At 63.4% G+C, this 25,004-nt stretch carries 26 protein-coding genes; 15 read left to right on the forward strand and 11 right to left on the reverse strand.

All coding sequences use genetic code 11. The features are described 5' to 3' along the window. Window positions 1-46: 46 nt before the first annotated feature. The 7 genes from ABI582_RS17580 to ydcS all read right to left on the reverse strand — a co-directional run bounded on the left by ABI582_RS17580 (window position 47) and on the right by ydcS (window position 6,223). Window positions 47-379: a type II toxin-antitoxin system HicB family antitoxin gene (locus tag ABI582_RS17580; protein WP_043203391.1), complete on the reverse strand. Its 333-nt coding sequence runs from the start codon at window positions 377-379 to the stop codon at window positions 47-49. After that, a complete protein-coding gene (locus tag ABI582_RS17585) occupies window positions 376-630 on the reverse strand; it encodes a type II toxin-antitoxin system HicA family toxin (RefSeq protein ID WP_241799647.1) in 255 nt (84 codons plus the stop codon). The genes ABI582_RS17580 and ABI582_RS17585 overlap by 4 nt, the downstream gene beginning before the upstream one ends. 128 nt (window positions 631-758) lie before the next feature. Then, window positions 759-2,183: a gamma-aminobutyraldehyde dehydrogenase gene (locus ABI582_RS17590; protein WP_338746264.1), complete on the reverse strand. Its 1,425-nt coding sequence runs from the start codon at window positions 2,181-2,183 to the stop codon at window positions 759-761. Between the two features lie 17 nt (window positions 2,184-2,200). Continuing rightward, complete coding sequence (locus ABI582_RS17595) at window positions 2,201-3,007, reverse strand: ABC transporter permease (RefSeq protein ID WP_049275623.1); 807 nt, start codon at window positions 3,005-3,007, stop codon at window positions 2,201-2,203. Continuing rightward, window positions 2,997-3,908, reverse strand: a complete 912-nt coding sequence (locus tag ABI582_RS17600) for an ABC transporter permease (RefSeq protein ID WP_338746265.1) — start codon at window positions 3,906-3,908, stop codon at window positions 2,997-2,999. Before ABI582_RS17600 ends, ABI582_RS17595 begins: the two co-directional genes overlap by 11 nt. A 1-nt stretch (window position 3,909) precedes the next feature. After that, window positions 3,910-4,941: an ABC transporter ATP-binding protein gene (locus ABI582_RS17605; RefSeq protein ID WP_442119831.1), complete on the reverse strand. Its 1,032-nt coding sequence runs from the start codon at window positions 4,939-4,941 to the stop codon at window positions 3,910-3,912. A gap of 130 nt (window positions 4,942-5,071) precedes the next feature. After that, complete coding sequence (gene ydcS, locus ABI582_RS17610) at window positions 5,072-6,223, reverse strand: putative ABC transporter substrate-binding protein YdcS (protein WP_049274405.1); 1,152 nt, start codon at window positions 6,221-6,223, stop codon at window positions 5,072-5,074. 216 nt (window positions 6,224-6,439) lie between these two features. On the opposite strand from ydcS, the gene ABI582_RS17615 reads away from it, so the two are divergent. The 15 genes from ABI582_RS17615 to ABI582_RS17685 all read left to right on the forward strand — a co-directional run bounded on the left by ABI582_RS17615 (window position 6,440) and on the right by ABI582_RS17685 (window position 22,783). After that, a complete protein-coding gene (locus tag ABI582_RS17615) occupies window positions 6,440-7,123 on the forward strand; it encodes a tellurite resistance TerB family protein (protein WP_338746267.1) in 684 nt (227 codons plus the stop codon). Between the two features lie 272 nt (window positions 7,124-7,395). Continuing rightward, a complete protein-coding gene (locus tag ABI582_RS17620) occupies window positions 7,396-9,018 on the forward strand; it encodes a methyl-accepting chemotaxis protein (protein ID WP_338746268.1) in 1,623 nt (540 codons plus the stop codon). A gap of 5 nt (window positions 9,019-9,023) precedes the next feature. Then, complete coding sequence (locus ABI582_RS17625) at window positions 9,024-9,530, forward strand: chemotaxis protein CheW (protein ID WP_338746269.1); 507 nt, start codon at window positions 9,024-9,026, stop codon at window positions 9,528-9,530. Continuing rightward, window positions 9,527-10,801, forward strand: a complete 1,275-nt coding sequence (locus ABI582_RS17630; protein WP_338746270.1) for a CheR family methyltransferase — start codon at window positions 9,527-9,529, stop codon at window positions 10,799-10,801. The genes ABI582_RS17625 and ABI582_RS17630 overlap by 4 nt, the downstream gene beginning before the upstream one ends. Next, entirely contained in the window at window positions 10,798-11,463 is a 666-nt protein-coding gene (locus ABI582_RS17635; RefSeq protein WP_442119832.1) for a chemotaxis protein CheW, read from the forward strand. Before ABI582_RS17630 ends, ABI582_RS17635 begins: the two co-directional genes overlap by 4 nt. Next, a complete protein-coding gene (locus ABI582_RS17640) occupies window positions 11,460-13,760 on the forward strand; it encodes a hybrid sensor histidine kinase/response regulator (protein ID WP_442119833.1) in 2,301 nt (766 codons plus the stop codon). Before ABI582_RS17635 ends, ABI582_RS17640 begins: the two co-directional genes overlap by 4 nt. Beyond that, a complete protein-coding gene (gene wspF / locus ABI582_RS17645; protein ID WP_338746273.1) occupies window positions 13,757-14,770 on the forward strand; it encodes a Wsp signal transduction system protein-glutamate methylesterase WspF in 1,014 nt (337 codons plus the stop codon). Before ABI582_RS17640 ends, wspF begins: the two co-directional genes overlap by 4 nt. A 51-nt stretch (window positions 14,771-14,821) precedes the next feature. Then, window positions 14,822-15,826 (forward strand): Wsp signal transduction system regulator diguanylate cyclase WspR, encoded by a 1,005-nt coding sequence (gene wspR, locus ABI582_RS17650; protein ID WP_338746274.1) that lies wholly within the window; start codon window positions 14,822-14,824, stop codon window positions 15,824-15,826. Between the two features lie 123 nt (window positions 15,827-15,949). Further along, a protein-coding gene (prfB, locus tag ABI582_RS17655) for a peptide chain release factor 2 (RefSeq protein WP_155412698.1) occupies window positions 15,950-17,045 on the forward strand; the annotation gives its coding sequence in 2 pieces (ribosomal slippage) (window positions 15,950-16,021 and window positions 16,023-17,045; 1,095 coding nt in all). Window positions 17,046-17,138: 93 nt separating this feature from the next. Next, window positions 17,139-18,641: a lysine--tRNA ligase gene (gene lysS, locus ABI582_RS17660; protein ID WP_012270790.1), complete on the forward strand. Its 1,503-nt coding sequence runs from the start codon at window positions 17,139-17,141 to the stop codon at window positions 18,639-18,641. 209 nt (window positions 18,642-18,850) lie between these two features. After that, window positions 18,851-19,555, forward strand: a complete 705-nt coding sequence (locus ABI582_RS17665; protein ID WP_019473756.1) for a TetR/AcrR family transcriptional regulator — start codon at window positions 18,851-18,853, stop codon at window positions 19,553-19,555. 29 nt (window positions 19,556-19,584) lie between these two features. After that, window positions 19,585-20,133 (forward strand): hypothetical protein, encoded by a 549-nt coding sequence (locus ABI582_RS17670; RefSeq protein ID WP_442119834.1) that lies wholly within the window; start codon window positions 19,585-19,587, stop codon window positions 20,131-20,133. Window positions 20,134-20,287: 154 nt separating this feature from the next. Then, window positions 20,288-21,565: a flavohemoglobin expression-modulating QEGLA motif protein gene (locus tag ABI582_RS17675; protein ID WP_019472389.1), complete on the forward strand. Its 1,278-nt coding sequence runs from the start codon at window positions 20,288-20,290 to the stop codon at window positions 21,563-21,565. Continuing rightward, entirely contained in the window at window positions 21,537-22,460 is a 924-nt protein-coding gene (locus ABI582_RS17680; protein ID WP_442119835.1) for an alpha/beta hydrolase, read from the forward strand. The genes ABI582_RS17675 and ABI582_RS17680 overlap by 29 nt, the downstream gene beginning before the upstream one ends. Next, window positions 22,457-22,783, forward strand: coding sequence for a hypothetical protein (locus tag ABI582_RS17685; RefSeq protein ID WP_338746277.1), 327 nt, complete (start codon window positions 22,457-22,459; stop codon window positions 22,781-22,783). The genes ABI582_RS17680 and ABI582_RS17685 overlap by 4 nt, the downstream gene beginning before the upstream one ends. A gap of 141 nt (window positions 22,784-22,924) precedes the next feature. Here ABI582_RS17685 and ABI582_RS17690 read toward each other — a convergent pair whose 3' ends face one another. The 4 genes from ABI582_RS17690 to ABI582_RS17705 all read right to left on the reverse strand — a co-directional run bounded on the left by ABI582_RS17690 (window position 22,925) and on the right by ABI582_RS17705 (window position 24,874). Further along, window positions 22,925-23,242, reverse strand: a complete 318-nt coding sequence (locus ABI582_RS17690; RefSeq protein WP_442119836.1) for a type II toxin-antitoxin system RelE family toxin — start codon at window positions 23,240-23,242, stop codon at window positions 22,925-22,927. Continuing rightward, a complete protein-coding gene (locus ABI582_RS17695; protein ID WP_258655496.1) occupies window positions 23,196-23,480 on the reverse strand; it encodes a type II toxin-antitoxin system Phd/YefM family antitoxin in 285 nt (94 codons plus the stop codon). Before ABI582_RS17695 ends, ABI582_RS17690 begins: the two co-directional genes overlap by 47 nt. Window positions 23,481-23,618: 138 nt before the next feature. Continuing rightward, a complete protein-coding gene (locus tag ABI582_RS17700; protein ID WP_338746280.1) occupies window positions 23,619-24,410 on the reverse strand; it encodes an OmpA family protein in 792 nt (263 codons plus the stop codon). Window positions 24,411-24,460: 50 nt separating this feature from the next. Further along, window positions 24,461-24,874 carry a DUF4398 domain-containing protein gene (locus tag ABI582_RS17705; RefSeq protein WP_014592166.1) on the reverse strand — a complete coding sequence of 138 codons (414 nt, stop codon included), beginning with the start codon at window positions 24,872-24,874 and terminating at the stop codon, window positions 24,461-24,463. Between the last annotated feature and the right edge of the window lie 130 nt (window positions 24,875-25,004).

Raw genomic sequence — 25,004 nt, forward strand, 5'->3', positions numbered from 1 at the left:
TCGCGACGCAAGGCCGCCCCTACAATCACCGTGTCGGCAGCTCGAATCAGTTATAGGCAGCCTTGCTGAGGATATCGCTGACCCATTGGTTGATGCTCTTTTCCGCCAGCTCTGCCTTGGCCGCCACACTGGCGTGGAGGGTAGGCTCAAGGCGTAGGCTAAGCTTGCCGGAGTACGTTTTCTGCGGCTCCCGCCCGAGGCGTTCACACGTCTCAAGATAATCGTCAACGGCCTCTTCAAATGCTTGACGCAACTCACTGATCGATTCGCCATGAAAACCGATCACGTCGCGAATACCTGCGACATGGCCGATCAGCAACTGGTCTTCGTCGCTGTATTCGATACGAGCGGCGTAGCCGCGGTAGGTCATTACATTCATGGTAATACTCCTGCCTGCTCAAGGAACTGGCGGGTGTCTCGTAGTTGATAGGGCTTGGCGTGCTTGTCTGGATGAGGGCGGTGGAAGGTTGCCACCGCTCCATTGAGTTCGAAACGAACCCGTGACCCTCTTCCTTCAATGATCCTGGCACCCAGCGATATCAACAGTGACTCCACTCGCGCCCATTCCAGAGTCCTGGGAACCGGCCTTTTCAGTACTGCTTCAAGTGTGGCTTTCTGATAATTATTCATGGTATCAAATTATGATACCACTCGCGAAGGTTCAATGGATGAGCAGTAGGAGGGAGTCGATCTCGGTTGAAGGAAATTTCTGAGATTTTGACCGAGGGGCAGTCAGCACCCTCGGTCAGCGTGAGCACTTAATGCTTGATCATCACATGCCGCACGCAGGTGTAGTCCTCCAGCCCATACATCGACATATCCTTCCCATACCCCGAATGCTTCTGCCCGCCATGGGGCATTTCGCTGACCAGCATGAAGTGGGTATTCACCCAGGTGCAGCCGTACTGCAAGCGCGCCGCCAGGCGATGGGCGCGGCCGGTGTCGCGGGTCCAGACCGATGAGGCCAGGCCGTAGTTGGAGTCGTTGGCCCATTCCAGCGCCTGGGCTTCGTCATTGAAGCGCGTGACCGATACCACCGGGCCGAACACTTCGTTGCGCACGATCTCGTCGTCCTGCAGTGCGTCGGCCAGGACGGTCGGTTCGAAGTAGAAACCATCGCCATCAATCGCCTTGCCACCCGTCACCAGGCGAATATGCGGTTGGGCGATGGCCCGCTCCACCAGCCCGGCGACCTTGTCGCGATGCTGGGCACTGATCAGCGGCCCCAGCTCGGTGTCCTCGGCCTCCTGCAGGCCCGGTTTGAGGCTGGCGACGGCTTCACCCAGGCGCTCGACAAAGCGCTCGTAGATGCCGTCCTGCACGTACAGGCGGCAGGCTGCGGTGCAGTCCTGGCCGGCGTTGTAGAAGCCAAAGGTACGGATGCCGTCGATGGCAGCGTCGATGTCGGCGTCGTCGAACACCAGCACCGGGGCCTTGCCACCCAGCTCCATGTGCATGCGTTTCACGCTGTCGGCGGTGGCGCTGATGATGTGCGCACCCGTGGGGATGGAGCCTGTCAGCGACACCATGCGCACCTTGGGATGGTTGACCAGCGGGTTGCCGACGGTCTGGCCGCGGCCAAACAGAATGTTCAGCACGCCCGGTGGCAGCAGATCCTGGGCAAGTTCACCCAGCCGCAAAGCGGTCAGCGGGGTCAGTTCGGAGGGTTTGATCACCACCGTGTTGCCGGCTGCCAGGGCCGGGGCGATCTTCCACGCCAGCATCATCAATGGGTAGTTCCACGGTGCGATGGAGGCAACCACACCCAATGGGTCGCGGCGGATCATCGAGGTGTGGCCCGGTAGGTACTCGCCCGCGGCCAAGCCGCCCAGGCAGCGTGCCGCGCCGGCAAAATAGCGGAACACGTCGGCAATCGCCGGGATTTCGTCGTTCAGCGCGGCGCTCAGGGGCTTGCCGCAGTTCTGCGATTCTAGCCGGGCCAGTTCATCGCCATGGGCTTCGATGGCATCCGCCAGTGCAAGCAAGGTTTGCGAGCGGTCCTTGGGGCTGGTTTGCGACCAGCTGTCGAAGGCCTGGTCGGCGGCGCGCACGGCGCTGTCCACCTGGGCCTCGGTGGCTTCGTTGATCTGCGCCAGGGCGGTTCCCAGCGCCGGGTTGAGCACGGTCCAGGCCGGGCCTTGGCCAGCGACCAACTGGCCATTGATCAGCATCTGCGTTTGCATCGGGGGCTCCTCCAGGGTCATTTGCCACTGCCCGCGACGCTTTCGCCGCCACGGGTCAGGTAATAGGCGCCAAGGATTGGCAGCATGGTCACCAACATCACCAGCATGGCGACCACGTTGGTCACCGGCACGTCGCGCGGGCGGCTCAGCTGGTTCAGCAGCCAGATCGGCAGGGTGCGTTCGTGGCCGGCTGTGAAGGTGGTGACGATGATTTCATCGAACGACAGGGCAAAAGCCAGCATGCCACCGGCCAGCAGTGCCGAGCCGAGGTTGGGCAGGATGATGTAGCGGAAGGTCTGCCAGCCATCGGCGCCCAAATCCATAGACGCTTCGATCAGGCTTTGCGAAGTGCGCCGCAGGCGGGCGATCACGTTGTTGTAGACAATCACCACGCAGAACGTAGCGTGGCCGACCACGATGGTGAACACGCCCGGCTCTATCCCCAAGGACTTGAATGCCGAGAGCAGGGCGATGCCGGTGATGATGCCGGGCAGGGCGATAGGCAGGATCAGCATCAGCGAAATGCTCTCTTTGCCGAAGAAGCTGCGCCGATACAGCGCGACTGACGCCAGTGTGCCGAGCACCAGGGCAATCAGCGTGGCCAGGCAGGCCACCTGCAGCGACAGCTTGATCGCCTCCAGCACATCGGGCCGGGCGAAGGCCACGCCGATCCACTTCAGGGTGAAGCCCTTGGGCGGGAAGCTGAATGCCGCGTCTTCGGTGTTGAAGGCATACAGGAAGATGATCAGGATTGGGAAATGCAGGAACAGCAGCCCGCCCCAAGCCGCCAGGCGCAGCCCTGTAGAGGCTTTTTCAGAGTGCATCGAAGGCCCCCAGGCGCTTGACGATGGCCAGGTACACCGCAATCAGCACGATGGGCACCAGGGTGAACGCGGCGGCCATCGGCATGTTGCCGATCGCCCCTTGCTGGGCATAGACCATGCTGCCGATGAAGTAACCGGGTGGGCCCACCAGCTGCGGCACGATGAAGTCACCCAGGGTGAGCGAGAAGGTAAAGATCGAGCCGGCGGCGATGCCGGGGATCGACAGCGGCAAGATCACTTGCACGAAGGTTTGCCCAGGCCGTGCGCCAAGGTCTGCCGAGGCTTGCAGCAGAGAAGGCGGCAGGCGCTCCAGCGCGGCCTGTATCGGCAGGATCATGAACGGCAGCCAGATGTACACGAACACCATGAAGCGCCCAAGGTGGGAGGTCGACAGCGTGCTGCCGCCCACGCCCGGCACCGCCAACACCGCTTGCAGCAGGCCATCCAGGTGCAACTGCTGGACGAACCACTGGGCTACGCCGCCCTTGGCCAGCAGCAGGGTCCAGGCATAGGTCTTGACGATGTAGCTGGCCCACATCGGCATCATCACCGCAATGTAGAAAAATGCTTTGGTCTTGCCGCTGGTGTAGCGCGCCATGTAATACGCGATGGGGAAGGCCAGTACCGCGCTGGCCAACGACACCGCCACCGCCATGCCCAGGGTGCGCAGGATGATGTCGAAGTTCGACGGGTTGAACAGCGCGGCGAAGTTGCCCAGGGTCAGGTCCGGGGTCACCGCCATGGTGAAGTCGTCGAAAGTGTAGAACCCTTGCCACAGCAGGTTCAGCAACGAGCCCAGGTAGATTGCACCGAACCAGGTCAGCGGGGGTACCAGCAGCAATGCCAGGTACAGGTTCGGCCGCCGGTACAGCAGGTTGGCCAGGCTGCGCAATGTGCTCATGTCAGCGCGCCTCGGTTTCCTGCAGCACCGTCATAGCCTCGCGCGGCCAATGTGCCAGCACCCGTTGCCCGGGCTGCCACACTTGGGGCTGCGCTTGCCAGCGGTCGTTGGCCTGGCTGACCGCCAACAGCTGGCCGCTTTCCAGTTGCAGTTCGAAGCGTGTGGCGCTGCCCTGGTACTGGACATCGCGCAACAGGCCGCTTACCTGCACTTCGTGGCTGGTGACCACCGGCTCGCCCATGCGGATGTGCTCGGGGCGGATGGAGAAGGGCGCCGGGCTGCCGTTGAGCTGCTTGGCCAGCTCGCCACGCACCACGTTGGAGGTGCCGACGAATTCGGCGACAAAGGTGGTAGCGGGCTTCATGTACAGGTTGCGCGGGGTGTCGACCTGTTCGATACGGCCGCGGTTGAACACCGCGACCCGGTCGGACATCGACAGGGCCTCGGTCTGGTCGTGGGTTACGAAGATGAAGGTGATGCCCAGTTGGCGCTGCAGTTTTTTCAGCTCGCCCTGCATCTGTTCGCGCAACTTCAGGTCCAGCGCGCCCAGGGGTTCATCCAGCAGCAATACCCGTGGCCGGTTGACCAAGGCACGGGCCAGGGCCACACGCTGGCGCTGGCCGCCGGACAGCTGCGCTGGCTTGCGCGCGCCATAGCCGGCCAGGGCCACCATGGCCAGGGCTTCTTCGGCGCGGCTGTGGCGTTCGGCCTTGGCCACACCCTTTACCTTCAGGCCGTAAGCGATGTTGTCCAGCACGTTCATGTGCGGGAACAGGGCGTAGTCCTGGAACACGGTGTTGACGTCGCGCTGGTAGGGCGGCACGCCAGCGGCCTCGACACCGTGGATGCGGATCGAACCACTCGTGGGTTGCTCGAAGCCGGCGATCAGGCGCAGGCAGGTGGTCTTGCCCGAGCCGGAAGGGCCGAGCATTGAAAAGAATTCGCCATCGATGATGTCGATGCTGACCTGATCGACAGCCTTGACCTCGCCGAAGGTGCGGGAAACCTGGGTGAACTGGACGGCTAGGGGCATGCGTGGGCTCCGGACATCAGTGTTTCTGCTGTTCCGGCCTCTTCGCGGGCAAGCCCGCTCCTACAGGCGGTGATCTACCTGTGGGAGCGGGCGTGCCCGCGAAGAGGCCAGCACAGGCATTCAGGCAACCTCAGCGCCCACCCATGATCGCGATGTAATCCTGGGTCCAGCGGCTATACGGCACGAACTTGCCCCCTTGGGCCTGCGGGGTTTTCCAGAAGGCGATCTTGTCGAAATTGTCGAAACCGTTGGTCTTGCACCCCTCGGCCCCCAGCAGCTCGCTGCCGGTGCACGCCGCCGGCACCGCCGGTAACGAGCCGAACCAGGCCGCCACGTCACCCTGCACCTTAGGTTGCAGCGACCAGTCCATCCACTTGTAGGCGCAGTTGGGGTGCTTGGCCTCGCTGTGCAGCATGGTGGTGTCGGCCCAGCCGGTTGCGCCTTCCTTGGGAATGGTCGAGGCCACCGGCTGGTTCTCGGCCTTCAGGCCATTTACCATGTAGCCCCAGGAGCTGGAGGCGACCACGCCTTCGTTCTTCACGTCGCTCATCTGCACCGTGGCGTCATGCCAGTAACGGTGGATCAGCGGTTGCTGCTGGCGCAGCAGTTCCAGCACGGCCTTGTATTGCTCCTCGTTCAGCTCGTAGGGGTCCTTGATGCCCAGTTCGGGCTTGGTCGACTTCAGGTACAGCGCCGCGTCGGCTATGTAGATCGGCCCGTCGTAGGCCTGCACGCGGCCTTTGTTCGGCTTGCCGTCGGGCAGGTTCTGCGGTTCGAACACCACACCCCAGCTGGTAGGGGCCTGCTTGAAGGTGTTGGTGTTGTACAGCAGCACGTTCGGCCCCCACTGATACGGGGTGCCGTACACCTGCTTGTCGACCACGTACCAGCCACCGTTCTGCAGGCGCGGGTCGATGTTCTTCCAGTTGGGGATCAGGGCGGTGTTGATCGGCTGCACGCGCTTGCCCACGATCAGCCGCAGCGAGGCATCGCCCGAGGCGGTGACCAGGTCATAACCGCCCTTGGTCATCAGGCTGACCATCTCGTCCGAGGTGGCGGCGGTCTTCACGCTGACCTTGCAGCCGGTTTCCTTCTCGAAGCCGGTCACCCAGTCGTAGGCCTTGTCGCTTTCACCGCGCTCGATGTAGCCGGGCCAGGCAACGATATCCAGGCGCCCCTCGCCAGGCCCCAGGGCCTTGGGCGGTTCGGCAGCCTGCAGGCTGGCGCTGGCCAGCACGGCACCGGTCATGGCGCCGAGCAATGCGGTCTTGTGCACTGACATGGTGTTCCCTCTTTTTGCAGATCTTGTTCGGGGCAGTCATCAAGCAAGCCGTGAAGCAATTGTTATAAGCGTAGTGCGATGGCGCTAGGTATTGGCGATATCGAGTCTAGTTGGCTTTTTGCCAGCCAATGCAACATCCGGAAGCAAATCCGCGATGGCGTGCGTTCTGCCAAGCCTTACTCTGGCGGTTGAATCTTCTTGCGTGGAGACACACGAATGAACACTCGGGGCTTGCTTGATCAACTCCTCAAATCCGGCCAGCAGATGCTCGAAAAACAGGGGGGCACCAACAAGTCCGGCAGCGCTGCCGGTGGGCTTGGCGGGCTGTTGTCCGGTGCCGGTGGCGGCCTGTTGGGTGGGGGCGCCCTGGGCCTGCTGCTCGGTAGCAAGAAAGCCCGAAAGTACGGCGGCAAAGCCCTGACTTACGGTGGCCTGGCTGCGCTGGGTGTGCTGGCCTACAAAGCCTACGGCAACTGGCAGGCCAATCAGCAGGGCGCCGCAGCCGAACCGCAAACCGTCGACCGCCTGCCGCCTGCCCAGGTCGAGCAGCACAGCCAGGCGGTGCTGCGGGCGCTGGTAGCGGCGGCCAAGTCCGATGGCCATATCGACGAGCGCGAACGGGCGCTGATCGAGGGCGAGTTCACCCGTTTGGACAGCGACCGTGAACTGCAGCACTGGCTGCATGCCGAGCTGAACAAACCGCTGGACCCGGCCGAAGTGGCCCGCGCCGCGCAAACGCCAGAAATGGCCGCCGAGATGTACCTGGCCAGCGTGATGATGGTCGACCAGGAAAACTTCATGGAGCGTTCCTACCTGGACGAACTGGCCCGTCAGCTGCGCCTGGACCCGGCCCTGCGCCAGGAACTGGAAAGCCAGGTACGGCTTGCTGCTGGCCAATAACCACTCGTTCAGGCGTGCGCGCTCCCTGTAGGAGCAGCCTTGCGCTGCGAAGAGGCCATGAAGGCCCATGCAGCAGTATTGATCATCCCGGCCCTCTCGCAGCGCAAGGCTGCTCCTACAGGGGCCATGGTGCGCTCACGATCTACGAAACAAATGGCATGTCCATCAGCAGGGATGCCTGTTTAGCCCTCACTTCGCCCGCAAATCTGTAAGGCCTCTGGGCTATACTTCAGCGATTTTTCCCGCTCGTTGTGAATTCCTGAGGGCTGAATGTGAAGAACTGGACCTTGCGCCAACGGATCCTGGCAAGTTTCGCCGTGATCATCGCCATCATGCTGCTGATGATCGTGGCCGCCTACTCGCGGTTGGTGGCCATCGAAACCGCCGAGGAGGCAGTGGGGACCGACAGCATTCCCGGGGTCTACTACAGCTCGATGATCCGCAGCGCCTGGGTCGACAGCTACGTCACCAGCCAGCAACTGGTGGGCTTGTCCAACCACCGGGAAATCACTTCGGCCGACATGGAGCTGTTCAAAAGCTTCGAAGACCGGCTCAAGCAACACATGGCCAGCTACCAGACCACCATCCAGGACAAGGACGACCAGACCCGCTTCGACAACTTCGTGCAGCTGGAACAGAACTACATGAAGATCGTCGGTCAGGTGCTGGACACTTACCGTCAGCGCAACTACGCCGAAGCCGAGCGGCTGATCATCGAGGTGCTGACGCCAGCTTGGGTGGAGGGGCGCAAGCACCTGAATGAGGTGATCGAGCACAATCGGGCGTCTGCCGACTCCGCTACCAACGAGATCGTCAGTGCCGTCAGCACGGCCAAGGGCAGCATGGTGGTATCGCTGCTGCTGGCCATTGTTGCCGCCGGCATCTGCGGGCTGTTGCTGATGCGGGCCATCACGGCGCCCATGCAGCGCATTGTCCATGCCCTCGACAAGCTGCGTTCGGGTGACCTGAGCATGCGCCTGAGCCTGGACCGCAAGGACGAGTTCGGCGCCATCGAAAGCGGCTTCAACGAAATGGCCGAGGCGCTGGCCAACCTGGTGGCTCAGGCCCAGCGCTCGTCGGTGCAGGTGACCACGTCGGTCACCGAAATTGCCGCCACCTCCAAGCAACAGCAGGCCACCGCCACCGAAACGGCCGCCACCACCACCGAAATCGGCGCTACCTCGCGGGAAATCGCCGCCACCTCGCGTGATCTGGTGCGCACCATGACCGAAGTCACCTCCGCCGCTGATCAGGCGTCCAGCCTGGCCGGCTCTGGCCAGCAGGGGCTGGCGCGGATGGAAGAGACCATGCACCAGGTGATGGGCGCCGCCGATCTGGTCAACGCCAAACTCGGCATCCTCAACGAAAAGGCCAGCAATATCACCCAGATGGTGGTGACCATCGTCAAGGTTGCCGACCAGACCAACCTGCTGTCGCTCAATGCCGCCATCGAAGCGGAAAAGGCCGGCGAGTACGGCCGTGGCTTTGCCGTGGTGGCCACCGAAGTGCGCCGCCTGGCCGACCAGACCGCCGTGGCCACCTACGACATCGAGCAGATGGTGCGCGAGATCCAGTCGGCGGTGTCGGCCGGGGTCATGGGCATGGACAAGTTTTCTGAAGAAGTGCGCCGCGGCATGTTCGAGGTGCAGCAGGTAGGCGAGCAGCTTAGCCAGATCATTCATCAGGTGCAGGCCCTGGCGCCGCGCGTGCTGATGGTCAATGAAGGCATGCAGGCCCAGGCCACCGGTGCCGAGCAGATCAACCAGGCGCTGGCGCAGCTCAGCGATGCCAGTACCCAGACCGTCGAGTCGCTGCGCCAGGCCAGCTTTGCCATCGATGAACTGAGCCAGGTGGCCGCCGGCCTGCGTGGCGGCGTGTCGCGCTTCAAAGTCTGACCGCGATGAACGACTTGCACCCGCGCGCAGCTCCCGCGCCCAACGCCAAGGGCACGTTGTACCTGCAGTTTCGCCTCAAGGAGCAGCGCTTTGCCCTGAGCGTGCACGAGGTGATCGAGGTGCTGCCGCGTCAGCCGCTCAAGCCGATTGCCCAGGCACCTGCCTGGGTCGCGGGCATCCTTGCCCATCGCGGCCAACTCGTCCCGGTAATCGACCTGGCCGCGCTGAGTTTTGGCCAGCCGGCGGCGCAACGCACCAGCACGCGCCTGGTGCTGGTGCACTACCGTGGCAACCTGCAGCTTGGCCTGATTCTGGAACAGGCCACCGAAACCCTGCGTTGCCAACCGGACGAATTCCAGCCCTATGGGGTGGACACAGGTCAAGCGCCTTACCTGGGCCCGGTGCGCCAGGATGCTCTGGGCCTGCTGCAGCGCATCGAAGTCAATGACCTGCTGACCGACGCCGTGCACCAATTGCTGTACACGCAAGACCCGACAGGGATGCCTACATGAACGAACAGCGTTTTTTCCGCTTCTTGCGTGAGCAAATTGGCCTGGACGTGGAGTCGGTGGGCGCGCCCATGGTCGAACGCGCGCTGCGCCAGCGTTGCGTGGCCATGGGCGCGATGGACCTGGACGACTACTGGCTGCGCCTGCAGCAGTCGACCGATGAGCAACAGGCGCTGATTGAAGCGGTGATCGTCCCGGAAACCTGGTTTTTCCGATACCCCGAATCGTTCACAGCGCTGGCCAGCCTGGCCCACAAGCGCCAGGCCCACCTGGCGGGCGCGCGCCCGCTGCGATTGCTCAGCCTGCCTTGCTCGACCGGCGAGGAACCTTATTCGCTGGCCATGGCCTTGCTCGACGCCGGCATGGCGCCGGGTGCATTCCTGATTGATGGCATGGACATCAGCCCCAGCTCGGTCGCCAAGGCCGGGCAGGGTGTGTATGGCCGCAATGCCTTCCGTGGCAGCGAACTGGGCTTTCGCGAGCGCTATTTCGATGCGCTGGACGAAGGCCACCGCCTGCATGAGCGGGTACGCCAGCAGGTCAGCCTGCAGGTGGGCAATGTGCTTGACCCGGCGTTGGCCAGCCGCGATGGCCTGTATGACTTCGTATTCTGTCGCAATCTGTTGATCTATTTCGACGTGCCTACCCAACAGCGTGTGTTCGAGGTGCTCAAGCGCCTGCTGCATCCGCAGGGTGTGCTGTTCATCGGCCCGGCCGAAGGCAGTTTGTTGGCACGCCTGGGCATGCGTCCGCTGGGGATCGCCCAGTCGTTTGCCTACGTGCGCCAGGAGGGCGACAGCGCCCCGTTGCCGGCGGCACCTGCCCAGCCTGCGAAACGCACGCTGGCGACTTTACCTACATCAGTTTATCCGCCGCCAAACGTGCCGGTGCCGCGCCCGCTGCGTGTGCTGCCGGTGGCGGCCAGGCCGGCGCCAGCCCGCGAGCACAAGCACGAGGGCGCCAGCGAGTTGCTGGCCAGCATCGCCCGGCTGGCCAATGCCGGCGCCAGCCAGCAGGCGCGTGGCGAGTGCCAGCGCTACCTGGGCCAGTATCCGCCGTCGGCGCAGGTGTACTACTGGCTGGGGCTGCTCAGCGATACCGAGGGCGATGCGCAGCAGGCGCTCACCCACTATCGCAAGGCCCTGTACCTGGAGCCACAGCACCCTGAAGCGCTGGTGCACCTGGCCGCCTTGCTGGCTGCCCAGGGCGACCTGGCCGGCGCCAGGCGCCTGCAGGATCGTGCGGCGCGTGCTGGCCGGGAGCCTGAACGATGAACAGTGATTCGACGATGCAGTTGCTGGCCGAGGATGACGCGCACATCGACGACTGCTGGAACCGTATTGGCGTGCACGGCGACAAGCAGTGCCCGCTGCTGGAGCGGCATGTGCATTGCCGCAATTGCGAGGTGTATGCCGCTGCGGCCACACGGCTGCTCGACCGCTACGCGCTGATGCAGGACCACCAGGCTGCAGCGGTACAGCCGGTCGAGGAAAACACCGGCCGCTCCATGCTGCTGTTCCGCCTGGGCGAAGAGTGGCTGGCGCTGGCCACCGCCAGCCTGGCCGAAATCGCACCGTTGCAGACTGTGCATTCGCTGCCGCACCAGCGCTCGCGGCTGCTGCAGGGGGTTGCCAATGTGCGCGGTGCGTTGGTGCCGTGCCTGTCACTGGCTGACTTGCTGGGTGTGCAGGCCTACACCGCCGAGCAACACAGCGGTCGGGCCATGCCACGCATGCTGATTCTGGCGGCCGAGGGAGGGCCGGTAGTGATGGCCGTTGAGGAAATCGACGGTATTCACCGGCTAGACCCATTGCTGCTGGGCAGCGGCCAGGACGCCACGCGCTTTACCGCCGCAGTCCTGCAGTGGCGCGGCCGCAGCGTGCGGGTGCTGGACGATCAACACTTACTGTCTGCCGTGCAGCGGAGCCTGTCATGACCCCAGAGCAAATGCGCGACGCATCGTTGCTCGAACTGTTCAGCCTGGAGGCCGAGGCGCAGACCCAGGTGCTCAGTGCTGGGCTGATGGCACTGGAGCGCAACCCTACCCAGGCCGACCAGCTTGAGGCGTGCATGCGTGCCGCTCACTCGCTCAAGGGGGCAGCGCGCATCGTCGGGGTGGATGCTGGCGTCAGCGTCGCCCACGTCATGGAAGATTGCCTGGTGGCGGCCCAGGAAGGCCGCCTGCGGCTCACCGCCGAGCATATCGATGCGCTGTTGCAGGGCACCGACCTGCTGATGCGTATCGCCACGCCGGGCGATGCCGTGGCGCAGGCGACCTTGCCGGTGTTTCTTGCGCAGATGGCCAGCCTGCTCGACCCGGGCGCTGCGCTACCTGTGCAACCATTGGCCGCACCTGTGGTGCCGGAGCCGCCGCCCGCAACCTTGCCGCTTGCACCACGGATATTGCCCGCCGAGCCGCCGGAGGCAGAGCCCGAGCCCGAGCCGATTCTGCAGCGCAAGGCTGGCAAGCGCGCTGGCGAAGGTGCCGAGCGGGTATTGCGGGTTACCGCCGACCGCCTCAATAGCCTGCTCGACCTGTCCAGCAAGTCGCTGGTGGAAACCCAGCGGCTCAAGCCTTACCTGGCCACCCTGCAGCGCCTCAAGCGCATGCACGGCCAAGGCATGCAGGCGCTCGATGGCTTGCGCATGCAGCTGGAGGACAGCGGCCAGAGCAGCGAAGTGCTCGAGGCCCTGGCGCAAACCCAGCGTCTGCTGGCCGAAACCCAGCAGATCCTGCAGCAGCAGGCGGCCGACCTGGATGAATTTGGCTGGCAGGCCAGCCAGCGTGCGCAGTTGCTGTATGACACCGCCCTGGCCTGCCGCATGCGGCCGTTTGCCGACGTGCTGACCGGGCAGAGCCGCATGGTCCGCGACCTGGGCCGTTCGCTGGGTAAGCCCGTGCGGTTGGTGGTGGAAGGGGAGAAGACCCAGGTTGACCGCGATGTGCTGGAAAAGCTCGAAGCACCGCTGACCCACCTGTTGCGCAATGCCGTCGATCACGGCATCGAACTGCCCGAGCGGCGCCTGCTGGCGGGCAAGCCGGACGAAGGGGTGATCCGCCTGCGCGCTTCGCACCAGGCCGGCATGCTCAGCCTGGAGCTGATCGACGATGGCGGCGGTATCGACCTGGAGCGCCTGCGCAGCAGCATCGTCGAGCGTGCACTGTCGCCCGCCGACACCGTGGCGCGGATGAGCGAGGCGGAGTTGCTGACGTTCCTGTTCCTGCCTGGCTTCAGCCTGCGCGACAAGGTCACCGAGGTGTCCGGGCGCGGTGTGGGGCTGGATGCGGTGCAGCACATGATCCGCGAGTTGCGCGGCTCGATAGAGCTGACCCAGATGGCGGGGCAGGGCTGTCGCTTCCACTTGCAGGTGCCGCTGACCCTGTCGGTGGTGCGCAGCCTGGTTGTCGAGGTGGGCGGTGAGGCCTACGCCTTCCCGCTGGCCCATATCGAGCGCACGCTGGAAGTGACCGCCGAGCAGATCGTACAGATCGAAGGGCGCCAGCACTTCTGGCATGAAGGCCGGCATATCGGCCTGGTGGCGGCCAGCCAGTTGCTCAACCGCCCGGCCGGGCAAAGCGATGAAGCCAGCCTGCGGGTGGTGGTGATCCGCGAGCGCGAGCAACTGTACGGCGTGGCCGTGGAGCGGCTGGTAGGCGAGCGGGTGCTGGTGGTGATGCCACTCGACCCACGGCTTGGCAAGGTGCAGGACATTTCCTCGGGCGCCTTGCTTGATGACGGCTCGGTGGTGCTGATCGTCGATGTCGAAGACCTGCTGCGTTCGGTGGAAAAACTGCTCAGCACCGGCAGCCTGGAACGCGTCGAGCGCGGCAGCAGCGGTGCCCGCGGCGTGGCCCGTAAACGCATCCTGGTGGTCGACGATTCGCTGACCGTGCGCGAGCTGCAACGCAAGCTGCTGGGCAACCGTGGCTACGATGTGGCGGTGGCGGTAGATGGCATGGACGGCTGGAACGCCCTGCGCGGCGAGGACTTCGACCTGTTGATCACCGACATCGACATGCCGCGCATGGACGGCATCGAGCTGGTGACCCTGGTACGCCGCGATCAGCGCATGCAGTCGCTGCCGGTGATGGTGGTGTCCTATAAAGACCGTGAGGAAGACCGACGGCGTGGCCTGGATGCAGGCGCCGACTACTATTTGGCAAAGGCCAGTTTCCACGACGATGCGTTGCTGGATGCTGTGGTGGAGCTGATCGGAGGTGCTCAGGGATGAAGATCGCCATCGTCAATGACATGCCCATGGCCGTCGAGGCGCTGCGCCGTGCGGTCGCCCTGGAGCCTGCGCACCAGGTGGTGTGGGTGGCCAGCAATGGCGCCGAGGCGGTGCAGCGCTGCGCCGAGCAACTGCCGGACCTGATCCTGATGGACCTGATCATGCCGGTCATGGACGGCGTGGAGGCAACCCGGCGGATCATGGCCGAAACCCCGTGCGCCATCGTCATCGTCACGGTCGACCGCAAGCAGAACATGCATCGGGTGTTCGAAGCCATGGGCCACGGCGCCCTGGACGTGGTCGACACCCCCGCCCTGGGCGCTGGCGACCCCCGCGAAGCGGCGGCACCGCTACTGCGCAAAATCCTCAATATCGGCTGGTTGGTCGGCCAGCAGCGCACCCCTGCCGCAAGGCCGGTTGCTGCGCCGTTGCGCGAGGCCTCCCAGCGTCGCGGGCTGGTGGCGATCGGCTCGTCGGCGGGTGGCCCGGCGGCGCTCGAAGTGCTGCTCAAGGGTTTGCCGGCAGCGTTCCCGGCGGCCATCGTGCTGGTTCAGCATGTGGACCAGGTGTTTGCCGCCGGGATGGCCGAATGGCTCAGCAGCGCAGCAGGCCTGCCGGTGCGGCTGGCCCGCGAAGGCGAGCCGCCGCAGCCGGGCCAGGTCTTGCTGGCAGGCACCAACCACCACATTCGTCTGCTACAGAATGGCCAACTGGCCTACACTGCCGAGCCTGTCAATGAAATCTACCGGCCCTCGATCGACGTGTTCTTTGAAAGCGTGGCACGTTACTGGAATGGCGATGCGGTGGGCGTGCTGCTCACCGGCATGGGCCGCGACGGCGCCCAGGGCCTGAAGCTGATGCGTCAGCAGGGCTTTCTGACCATTGCCCAGGACCAGGCCAGCAGTGCGGTGTACGGCATGCCCAAGGCTGCTGCGGCAATCGATGCCGCAGTGGAAATTCGCCCGCTGGAACGCATCGCCGGGCGCTTGATGGACTTTTTCGCAAAATGACGAAATGTATTGAATCACGCCGCCAGGCCGGCAGTGATCGGGTGAACAGGTATGAATGAATTACCGATCGAAGGTTTTGCCACCACCAACGAGAACTCGGCGATGGTGCTGCTGGTCGACGACCAGGCCATGATCGGCGAGGCGGTGCGGCGTGGTCTGGCCAATGAAGACAACATCGACTTCCACTTCTGTGCCGACCCGCACCAGGCGGTGGCCCAGGCCGTGCGCATCAAGCCCACGGTCATCCTTCAGGACCTGATCATGCCTGGCCTGGACGGCTTGACCCTGGTGCGCGAGTACCGCAACAACCCGGCCACCCAAGACATCCCGATCATCGTCCTGTCGACCAAGGAAGACCCGCTGGTGAAGAGCGCGGCGTTTGCCGCCGGGGCCAACGACTATCTGGTCAAGCTGCCGGATACTATCGAGCTGGTTGCGCGCATTCGCTACCACTCACGCTCGTACCTCACCCTGTTGCAGCGCGACGAGGCCTACCGCGCCTTGCGCGTCAGCCAGCAGCAGTTGCTCGATTCCAACCTGATGCTGCAGCGGCTGATGAACTCCGATGGCCTGACCGGGCTGTCCAACCGCCGCCACTTCGATGAGTACCTGGAGCTGGAATGGCGCCGGGCCATGCGTGAACAGCAGCAGCTGTCGTTGCTGATGATCGATGTGGATTATTTCAAGGCGTACAACGACAGCTTCGGCCACCTGGCCGGCGACGAGGCCTTGCGGCAGGTGGCCGAGGCGATCCGTGGCTCGTGCTCGCGGCCGACCGACCTGCCGGCGCGCTATGGCGGCGAGGAGTTTGCCCTGGTGCTGCCCAACACCTCGCCAGGCGGGGCACGCCTGGTGGCCGAGAAGCTGCGCCAGACCGTGCTGGGCCTTGGCATCCCGCATACCGCGCCGGTGACCGATGCGCGTCTGACCGTGAGTATCGGCCTGGCCACCCAGACCCCGGCCGTCGGCAGCCACTGCCGGCAGTTGATCTCGGCGGCGGATAAAGGCCTGTACCAGGCCAAAAACAGCGGGCGTAACCAGGTCGGCATCGCTTGAGCCTCCAGAGACTGCGCGCCTGTGTGCCCTCTATACATGCGACCGCCCGGCGGGTCTGCCGCCCAGCAGCGGACTCGGTTATACTCGCGGGCTTTTCACCGAATTCGCACGAGTAGCCAGCCCATGGAAATCCAACCGATCCTGAACACCATCAAGGACCTCACCGAGCGTTCCCAGTCCATTCGGGGGTATCTTTGACTACGATCACAAGCATGACCGCCTGATCGAAGTCAACCGCGAGCTGGAAGACCCCAACGTCTGGAACAAGCCCGAGTACGCCCAGGCCCTGGGCCGCGAGCGTGCCATGCTGGCACAGGTCGTCGAGACCCTGGACAAACTGTCCAACGGTCTGTCCGACTGCAAGGACCTGCTCGACATGGCTGTCGAGGAAGAGGACGAAAGCGCTGTCGGCGACGTCGAGACCGAGCTGCAGGGCCTGGAAGAGTCCCTGGCCCAGCTTGAGTTCCGTCGCATGTTCAGCGGCGAAATGGACATGAACAACGCCTACCTGGATATCCAGGCTGGCTCCGGTGGTACCGAGGCGCAGGACTGGGCCAACATCCTGCTGCGCATGTACCTGCGCTGGGCCGACAAGCGCGGTTTCGACGCCACCATCATCGAGCTTTCCGAAGGTGAAGTCGCCGGCATCAAGGGCGCCACCGTGCACATCAAGGGCGAGTACGCCTTCGGCTGGCTGCGTACCGAAATCGGTGTGCACCGCCTGGTGCGCAAGAGCCCGTTCGACTCCGGTGCCCGTCGCCACACTTCGTTCTCGGCGGTGTTCGTGTCGCCCGAAATCGACGACAAGGTCGAGATCGAGATCAACCCGTCCGACCTGCGCATTGACACCTACCGCTCCTCCGGTGCCGGTGGTCAGCACGTGAACACCACCGACTCGGCCGTACGTATCACCCACGTGCCGACCAACACCGTGGTGGCGTGTCAGAACGAACGCTCCCAGCACGCCAACAAAGACACCGCCATGAAAATGCTGCGGGCCAAGTTGTACGAGCTGGAAATGCAGAAGCGCAACGCCGCTTCGCAGGCGCTGGAAGACAGCAAGTCGGACATCGGCTGGGGCCACCAGATCCGTTCCTACGTACTGGATGACTCGCGCATCAAAGACCTGCGCACAGGCGTAGAGCGCAGCGACTGCCAGAAAGTGCTGGACGGCGACCTTGACCAGTACCTGGAAGCAAGCCTCAAGCAAGGGCTGTAAGCCGCACTCCACTGCCGCGATACCTGGCTACCCGCCGGTATCGCGTGCCCTGCCCGAAAAGGGCAACGAATACCTGATGGAAAGAATGACGACATGAGCGACCTCAAGACTGAATCGCAAGACCTGCAACAGGAAGAAAATGCCCTGATCGCCCTGCGCAAGGAAAAACTTGCCGCCGAGCGCGCCAAGGGCAATGCCTTCCCCAACGACTTCCGTCGCGACAGCTACTGCAACGACCTGCAGAAACAGTACGCGGACAAGACCAAGGAAGAGCTGGAAGCAGCCGCGATCCCGGTCAAGGTTGCCGGCCGTATCATGCTCAACCGTGGCTCGTTCATGGTGATCCAGGACATGACCGGTCGCATTCAGGTCTACGTCAACCGCAAGACCCTACCGGAAGAAACCCTGGCCGCAGTCAAGACCTGGGACCTGGGCGACATCATCAGCGCCGAAGGCACCCTGGCCCGTTCCGGCAAGGGCGACCTGTACGTCGAAATGACCAACGTGCGCCTGCTGACCAAGTCGCTGCGCCCGCTGCCCGATAAGCACCACGGCCTGACCGATACCGAGCAGCGCTACCGCCAGCGTTACGTCGACCTGATGGTCAACGAAGAAACCCGCCACACGTTCCGTGTGCGTTCGCAGGTGATCTCGCACATTCGCAAGTTCCTCATCGAGCGTGACTTCCTCGAAGTCGAGACGCCCATGCTGCAAACCATCCCGGGTGGCGCGGCGGCCAAGCCGTTCGAAACCCACCACAACGCCCTGGACATGGCCATGTTCCTGCGTATCGCGCCGGAGCTGTACCTCAAGCGCCTGGTGGTTGGTGGCTTTGAAAAGGTGTTCGAGATCAACCGCAACTTCCGTAACGAAGGTGTGTCGACGCGTCACAACCCTGAATTCACCATGCTCGAGTTCTACCAGGCCTACGCCGACTACCGCGACAACATGGACCTCACCGAGGAACTGTTCCGCGAGCTGGCGCAGTTGGTGCTGGGGTCTACCGACGTGCCGTATGGCGACAAGGTGTTCCACTTCGGTGAGCCGTTCGTGCGCCTGTCGGTGTTCGACTCGATCCTCAAGTACAACCCGGAACTGACCGCTGCCGACCTGCAGGACGTTGACCGCGCCCGCGACATCGCCAAGAAGGCCGGTGCCAAGGTGCTGGGCCACGAAGGCCTGGGCAAGCTGCAGGTGATGATTTTCGAAGAGCTGGTCGAGCACAAACTGGAGCAGCCGCACTTCATCACCGAGTACCCGTTCGAAGTGTCGCCGCTGGCCCGTCGCAACGACGACAACCCGGCCGTTACCGACCGCTTCGAGCTGTTCATCGGTGGCCGCGAAATCGCCAATGCCTACTCCGAGCTCAACGATGCCGAAGACCAGGCCGAGCGCTTCCTGGCCCAGGTGGCCGAGAAGGACGCGGGTGACGACGAAGCCATGCACTATGACGCCGACTTCGTGCGTGCACTGGAGTACGGCATGCCGCCGACCGCCGGTGAAGGCATCGGCATCGACCGCCTGGTGATGCTGTTGACCAACTCGCCGTCGATCCGCGATGTGATCCTGTTCCCGCACATGCGTCCACAGGCCTGAGTGAATTGAACAAGCCGCCTTTCGAGGCGGCTTTTTCTTGCCTGAAGCTTTATGTTGTCTGTACTGGCCTCTTCGCGGGCACGCCCGCTCCCACAGGAACTGCACAGGTCCTGACTATTGTGCGGGCCGGTGGGAGCTGGCTTGCCGGCGATGAGGTCAGTACAGGCCGCAGATGACTTGAACCGTGAGGTATCCCCGTGACACCCGCCATGCCTGACCAAGGCGCCGCCGGCATCGCTACCGCCGTCGCCGAAAGCGTGCAATACCAAGGCCGCAAGACTGCCCGCCAAGGCAGCGAACAGCGCCGCCAGCTTATCCTCGACGCCGCCATGCGCATCGTTGTACGCGATGGTGTACGCGGTGTGCGCCACCGTGCGGTAGCCGCTGAGGCCGCTGTGCCGCTGTCGGCCACCACCTATTACTTCAAGGATATCGAGGACCTGCTCACCGACACCTTCGCCCAGTATGTCGAGCGCAGTGCCGCCTACATGGCCAAACTGTGGGCCAACACCGAAGTGGTGTTGCGCCAGTTGCTGGCCCAGGGCGACGGTAGCCCGCAGGCACGGGCACGGCTGGCTGACGAAGTGGCGCGCATGACTGCCGACTATGTGCAGCGGCAACTGCTGAACCGCCGCGACTTCCTCATGGCCGAACAGGCCTTCCGCCAAGAGGCGCTGCTGTGCCCACGCCTGGCTGAGCTGGTGCGTGCCCACGAGCAGATCCTGCTGCACGGCACCCGGCAATTGCTGCAGGTGGTGGGGTCGCGGCAACCGGAACAGGACGCCCAGATGTTGACGGCGATTATCGTGCAGATGGAATATCAGGGCCTGCTCAAGGATGCGAACGCGCAAGCCGATGGGCAGATGCTCGCTATGCTTACCCGATACCTGCAGCTGGTGCTGGCATCGGCTTGAGCCGAGATCGATTTTTCAAGGAGAACCTGATGAAAGCCTGGCGTGTGGTTTTGTTGACTCTGTCATTCCTGCTGCTGGGCGGTTGTCTGGTGACCTTCCATGAGCCCTTGCCCAGCAACCAGGCGGCGCCCAAGGCCCTGCTCGGCAAGTGGAGCAGCAAAGACGCCTGGGGCGAGCCGTTGAAGCTGACCATCAGCCGCAGCGGCGGCGGTGCCTACAAGGCGATGGCCACGGCCAAGGGCAAGGCCCCTGAAGAATACGTGTTCACCGTATCGCGCCACGGCAACCGCTGGTACCTGTCGGCTGGCGTGCCCAAGCGCCTGGGGGGTAACTTCCTGATCGGTGGCTTCGACATCGTCGATGGCAACGAGCTGGTCGTCTACAACCTGGATGTCGAGCAGGTGCAGCAGGCGGTGGACAAGAAGGAACTGACCGGGCGCAGCACCGAGGTGCCGGAAGACAACGGCGACGGCGTGCTGATCGATAGCCCGTCGGCGCGGGTGCTGGCCTACCTGGACGACCCGGCCAACTCCGACCTGTTCGTCGAAGTGGCGCGGTTCCAGCGTACTGGCAAGTAGTTACCTGTTCCGGCCTCTTCGCGGCTAAAGCCGCTCCCACAGGCACTGCATCAGGCTTGAGACCTGTGCGGTCCCTGTGGGAGCGGCTTTAGCCGCGAAGAGGCCAGCACAGGCAACACAAGGCTTGGCTCATTGTTGCAATAAGGAGTCCCCGGTGGACGAATACCAGCAAACCATCCGTGCCCTGTCCGACCGCATCGTTGCGGCGCAGACCCCGATCCGGGTGCTGGACGCGGTGAAATGGGACGAAAACATTCGTCAGGGCTTCCTCAAGGCCAAGGGCAAGGAGCCGCCGGCCGTCGACCGTGCCTATTACCAGTCGCGCCCGCTGTCGTTCGACTCCGGCGCGGTCAAGGCCGAGTTCCAGGGCATCGAGCGCGACATCATCCGCCAGCTTGGCCAGTTCAACCCGGTCGGCCAGATCATGAAGCGCATGTGCCGCGAATACCGCATGGTAGTGCGGATGCTCGAAGCGCGCGGTACCGAGGACTTCGGCCTGATCTCCCAGGAGCTGTATGGCGCGGCCTCCGATGCCTTCCATGCCGGTGACCCGACCCTGGCCGACCTTGGCCTGATGCTGTCGGACTACCTGAACAACATCGATGGCCGTGGCGACCTGAAGGACGAGCCGAAGAACCTTACCGCCAAGGAGGCCGTGGAGATCCTCCAGCGCCGGCTGAACACGGTGTTCGGCGAGGCCGAGGGAACCATTCGCGTGTTCGAGTCCGACGGCATCGTCGCCGATGCCGCCGCCGGCGCCGACTACATCAAGGTGCGCGCCGATGCCATGTTCAACGCCCGCGATGTCCGCGCCCTGGAGGTGCACGAAGGGCTGGTGCACGTCGGTACCACGCTCAATGGCCTGAACCAGCCGATCTGCACCTTCCTGGCCAAGGGCCCGCCCTCGTCCACGGTCACCCAGGAAGGCCTGGCCATCCTCATGGAGGTAATTGCCTTCGCCTCCTACCCCAGCCGCCTGCGCAAGCTCACCAACCGCACCCGCGCCATCCACATGGTCGAGGAGGGCGCCGATTTCCTCCAGGTGTTCGATTTTTTCCGTGGGCAAGGCTTCGAGGTTGCGCAGAGCTACAGCAACGCCAGCCGGGTATTCCGCGGTTCGGTGCCCAATGGCCTGCCATTCACCAAGGACTTGTCCTACCTCAAGGGCTTCATCATGGTTTACAACTACATTCAGTTGGCCGTGAAGAAGGGCAAGCTCGAACAGATCCCGCTGCTGTTCTGTGGCAAGACCACCCTCGAGGACATGCGCACCCTGCGCCAGCTGGTCGAGGAGGGCCTGGTCGAGCCGCCCAAGTACCTGCCCGAGCAGTTTCGCGACCTTAACGCGCTGTCGGCCTGGATGTGTTTCTCCAACTTCCTCAACCACCTGAGCCTGGACCGTATTGAAGCCGACTACGCGAACATTCTCTGAGCGCTGCCGCCTGCTGGCGCTTGGCTTGGTGCTGTTGGGCCTGATTGGCTGCAGCAGCTTGCTGTTCTACCCGGAGCCTGGTCAGGCGTTCACCCCCGAGCGGGCCAAGCTCGCCTACCGCGATGTCACCCTTGTCACGTCGGACGGCTTGCGCCTGCACGGCTGGTGGTTGCCGGCCAAGGCCGGCGTCGAGGTCAAGGGTACGGTACTGCACTTGCACGGTAACGGTGGCAACCTGCCGGGGCACCTGGGTGGCAGCTACTGGCTGCCGGAGCAGGGCTACCAGGTGCTGATGATCGATTACCGCGGCTATGGCCTGTCGCAGGGGACGCCGAGCCTGCCAGAGGTGTACGAAGACATCGCCGCCGCCATGGCCTGGCTGGACCAGGCGCCCGAGGTAAAGGGCAAGCCCCTGGTGCTGCTGGGCCAGAGCCTTGGCGGGGCCATGGCCATTCACTACCTGGCGGCCCACCCCGAGCAGCGCCAGCGCTTCAGTGCCCTGGTGTTCGATGGCGTGCCAGCCAGTTACCGGTCAGTCGGGCGCTTTGCCCTCAGCACCTCTTGGATGACCTGGCCGTTGCAGGTGCCGCTGTCGTGGCTGGTGCCGGACGGCGACAGCGCAATCCGTTCGATCGAGCAGCTCAGCAGCCCGCCCAAGCTGTTCTTCCACAGCATCGACGACAACCTGGTGCCGATGGACAACGGTATCCGCCTGTACCAGCACGCGCCACCGCCGCGGGTGCTGCAACTGACTCGTGGTGGCCACGTGCAGACCTTCGCCGACCCCACGTGGCGCCAGGTGATGCTGCGTTTCCTCGACGACCCCAGCCATTTCAACGGCCTGCGGCGGCTTGCCGAAGTGCCCAATTTCCCTGACGAGAAGAACAAGCAATGAGTGAAGAACGCAACGCCATCCCGCTGATCCTGACCGGCGTCGGCAGCATCATCGTGACGGTGGGGGCCTTGTGGTACTACGGTTACCTGCATTTCGCCAAACCCGAGGATGCCCTGTTGCTGCAGGACTTCACCATGCTCAAGACCATCCCTGGCGAGGACTACAAGGTTTCGCTGGACCCGGCGCCGCAAGTGGCCCAGTGCGTCGATGGCGTGCTGGTGTTGTTCGACACCGGGCAGAAAGGCCTGACCGGCGTGCTGGTGGACAACCGCAAGCGTGCGGTGCGCTGCATGGGCGATGAAACGCCGCAGCAGGTGAAATGAGCCAGCCTTTTCAGCGCCTGTTGCGGCCCTTTCGCGGCTAAAGCCGCTCCCACAGGTACTGCGTAAAGCCGATTTGACGCGGTCCTTGTGGGATTGCTTTAGCCACGAAGAGGCCCGAGCAGGTCATGAAAGACTGCCAGGTCATTTCAGGGGTGAACGGGCAGAATCGTAAATATCGCTTCGCTCTCGCTTGCCTACCGCGATGACGATCACCACCACGCGCTGATCGAAAACCCGATAAACCAACCGATAACCAGCCGAACGCAGCTTGATCTTGTAGCAATCCGGCATGCCGGAAAGTTTGTCTTTCTCCACCTTGGGCTGAGCCAATCGCTCCTTCAGCTTTCTCGCGAACTGCACCTGCAATGCGCCATCGAGCTTTTGAAACTCCTTCCTTGCCCGCACATCGAATTCAAGGTCGTAGCTTTTTGTTTCCTTCGGCTTCGGCGATGAGCTCATCGATATCCACTCTCACGGTAGGCCCACCGCGCCGCTGTCGGACAAGCTCAGCCAGTTGCATGTCGTCGATCAATTCCATCATCGCTTCATAGCGTTCTGGCGGAACGGCATAGAAAGCAGGTTCGTTTCGATTGAGGATGACCACGGTTTCGCCGGCAGCTTCGCGGATAGTGCCCATAGGGTCTTTCTTGAGGTCTGTGATGGATGCTGCCAGATCGGCAAGAACCGGGTAGGTCATAGTTGTATCAACCGATGAGTGTGATTGGCGGTGATGAAAGTGTAGTACCTCAAAGAGTGCTTTTAAAGGTGCTTTTTTGGTTGCGGCGCATGAAAAACCCCGCCATGAAGGCGGGGTTATGTGTTCAGCTAGCCAGCCTTAGCGCTGAACCTGGCTCACCGAACGGGGTGCTACCGGTTGGTTGTCGTTGGAGATGGTCACCTCCACCCGACGGTTCTGCGCACGCCCCGAGTTGCTGCCGTTGTCAGCTACCGGGTACTCCTTGCCATAGCCCTGGGAAACGACGCGCGCCGGGTCGACGCCGGCACGTACCAGTGCCATGCGCACGCTGTTGGCGCGGCGCTCGGACAGGGTCTGGTTGTAGTTGGCCGAGCCGACGCTGTCGGTGTAGCCCTCTACGATCACCTTGCGTTCCGGGTTTTCCTGGAGGAACTGGGCCAGCTTGGTGATGTTCGGGTATGCATTGCTCTTGAGTTCGGCCTTGTTGAAGTCGAACAGCACGTCGCCGAAGGTCACCAGTGTACCGCGGTCGGTCTGCTTGGCATTGAGGCTGTCCTGCAGCTTGGCGATCTGGGCGTCGCGGGCGTCCAGCTTGGCCTGTGCGCGCTGGGCCGAGGCGTTTTTCAACTCACCTTCGGCAGTACGCAGGGCAATGGTCTGCTTGGCCACTTCAACGCGCTGGTTGGTCAGATAGGCCAGCTGGTCGACCTTCTTCTCGTCTTCACGGTCCATGTAGGCCTTGTCGGCCTTGTTCAGCCAGTCCTGGGCGTCCTTGGTCTCCAGTGCCGCGACCTTGCTCGATTGCGGGTCGCTCTGCAGCGAGGAGAAGTTGGTGCGGGCCGACTCGAGGTTGGCGTTAGGGTCGTGCGAGCAGGCAGCAAGACCAACGCTGAGGGCCAGCAGGGCGGGAATCATGACGTGTTTGCGCATAGTGTTCATCCTTTGATCGAGTGCGAAGGCTAAGGTTGGCGGGGCAGGGCTCACTGAGCGCTGCGCAGGCCTTCCTCACGTACGTCCTGAACGCCCTGACGGGCATCCTGCACGGCCTTCTGGGCCTTGGCCGCCTGGGCCTTGCGTTCGGCGAGGCGTGCGTCCCACTCGGCCTGTTGGGCCAGGCGCTTGGCCTCGTCGTACTTCTTGTCGTGCATGGCGATTTCGGCTTGCTTGAACTTGTCCTGGGCCGCTTTCATTTCCACGGCAGCGAACTCGGTGCCACCGGCGCTCACGGCGGAGTTCACGGCGGATTGGGTAACGGCATACTGCTCGGTGGGCGGGTTGCCCGCACAGCCGGCCAGGACCAGGCTACTGCCCAGGGCCAGCGCGGCCAGCTTGAACCCGCGCACATGAGTAGATGACAGTTTGCTAGTGCGGGTCTTCATGGTGGTCAGCTCCATTGGATCACTCCTGATAACGACGATGTCCGTAGCAGTCCATCGCTTAATCCCTGACAAAACCGAGCGCTTCAGCTGAACGGTGCACGAGGGCAGTGTGCAGGGTTTTAGCGTGATGGCTATTGGCTCCGAC

Origin of the sequence: Pseudomonas sp. SAS7 (assembly GCF_052112345.1) — a bacterium.
Classification (GTDB): domain Bacteria; phylum Pseudomonadota; class Gammaproteobacteria; order Pseudomonadales; family Pseudomonadaceae; genus Aquipseudomonas; species Aquipseudomonas putida_Q.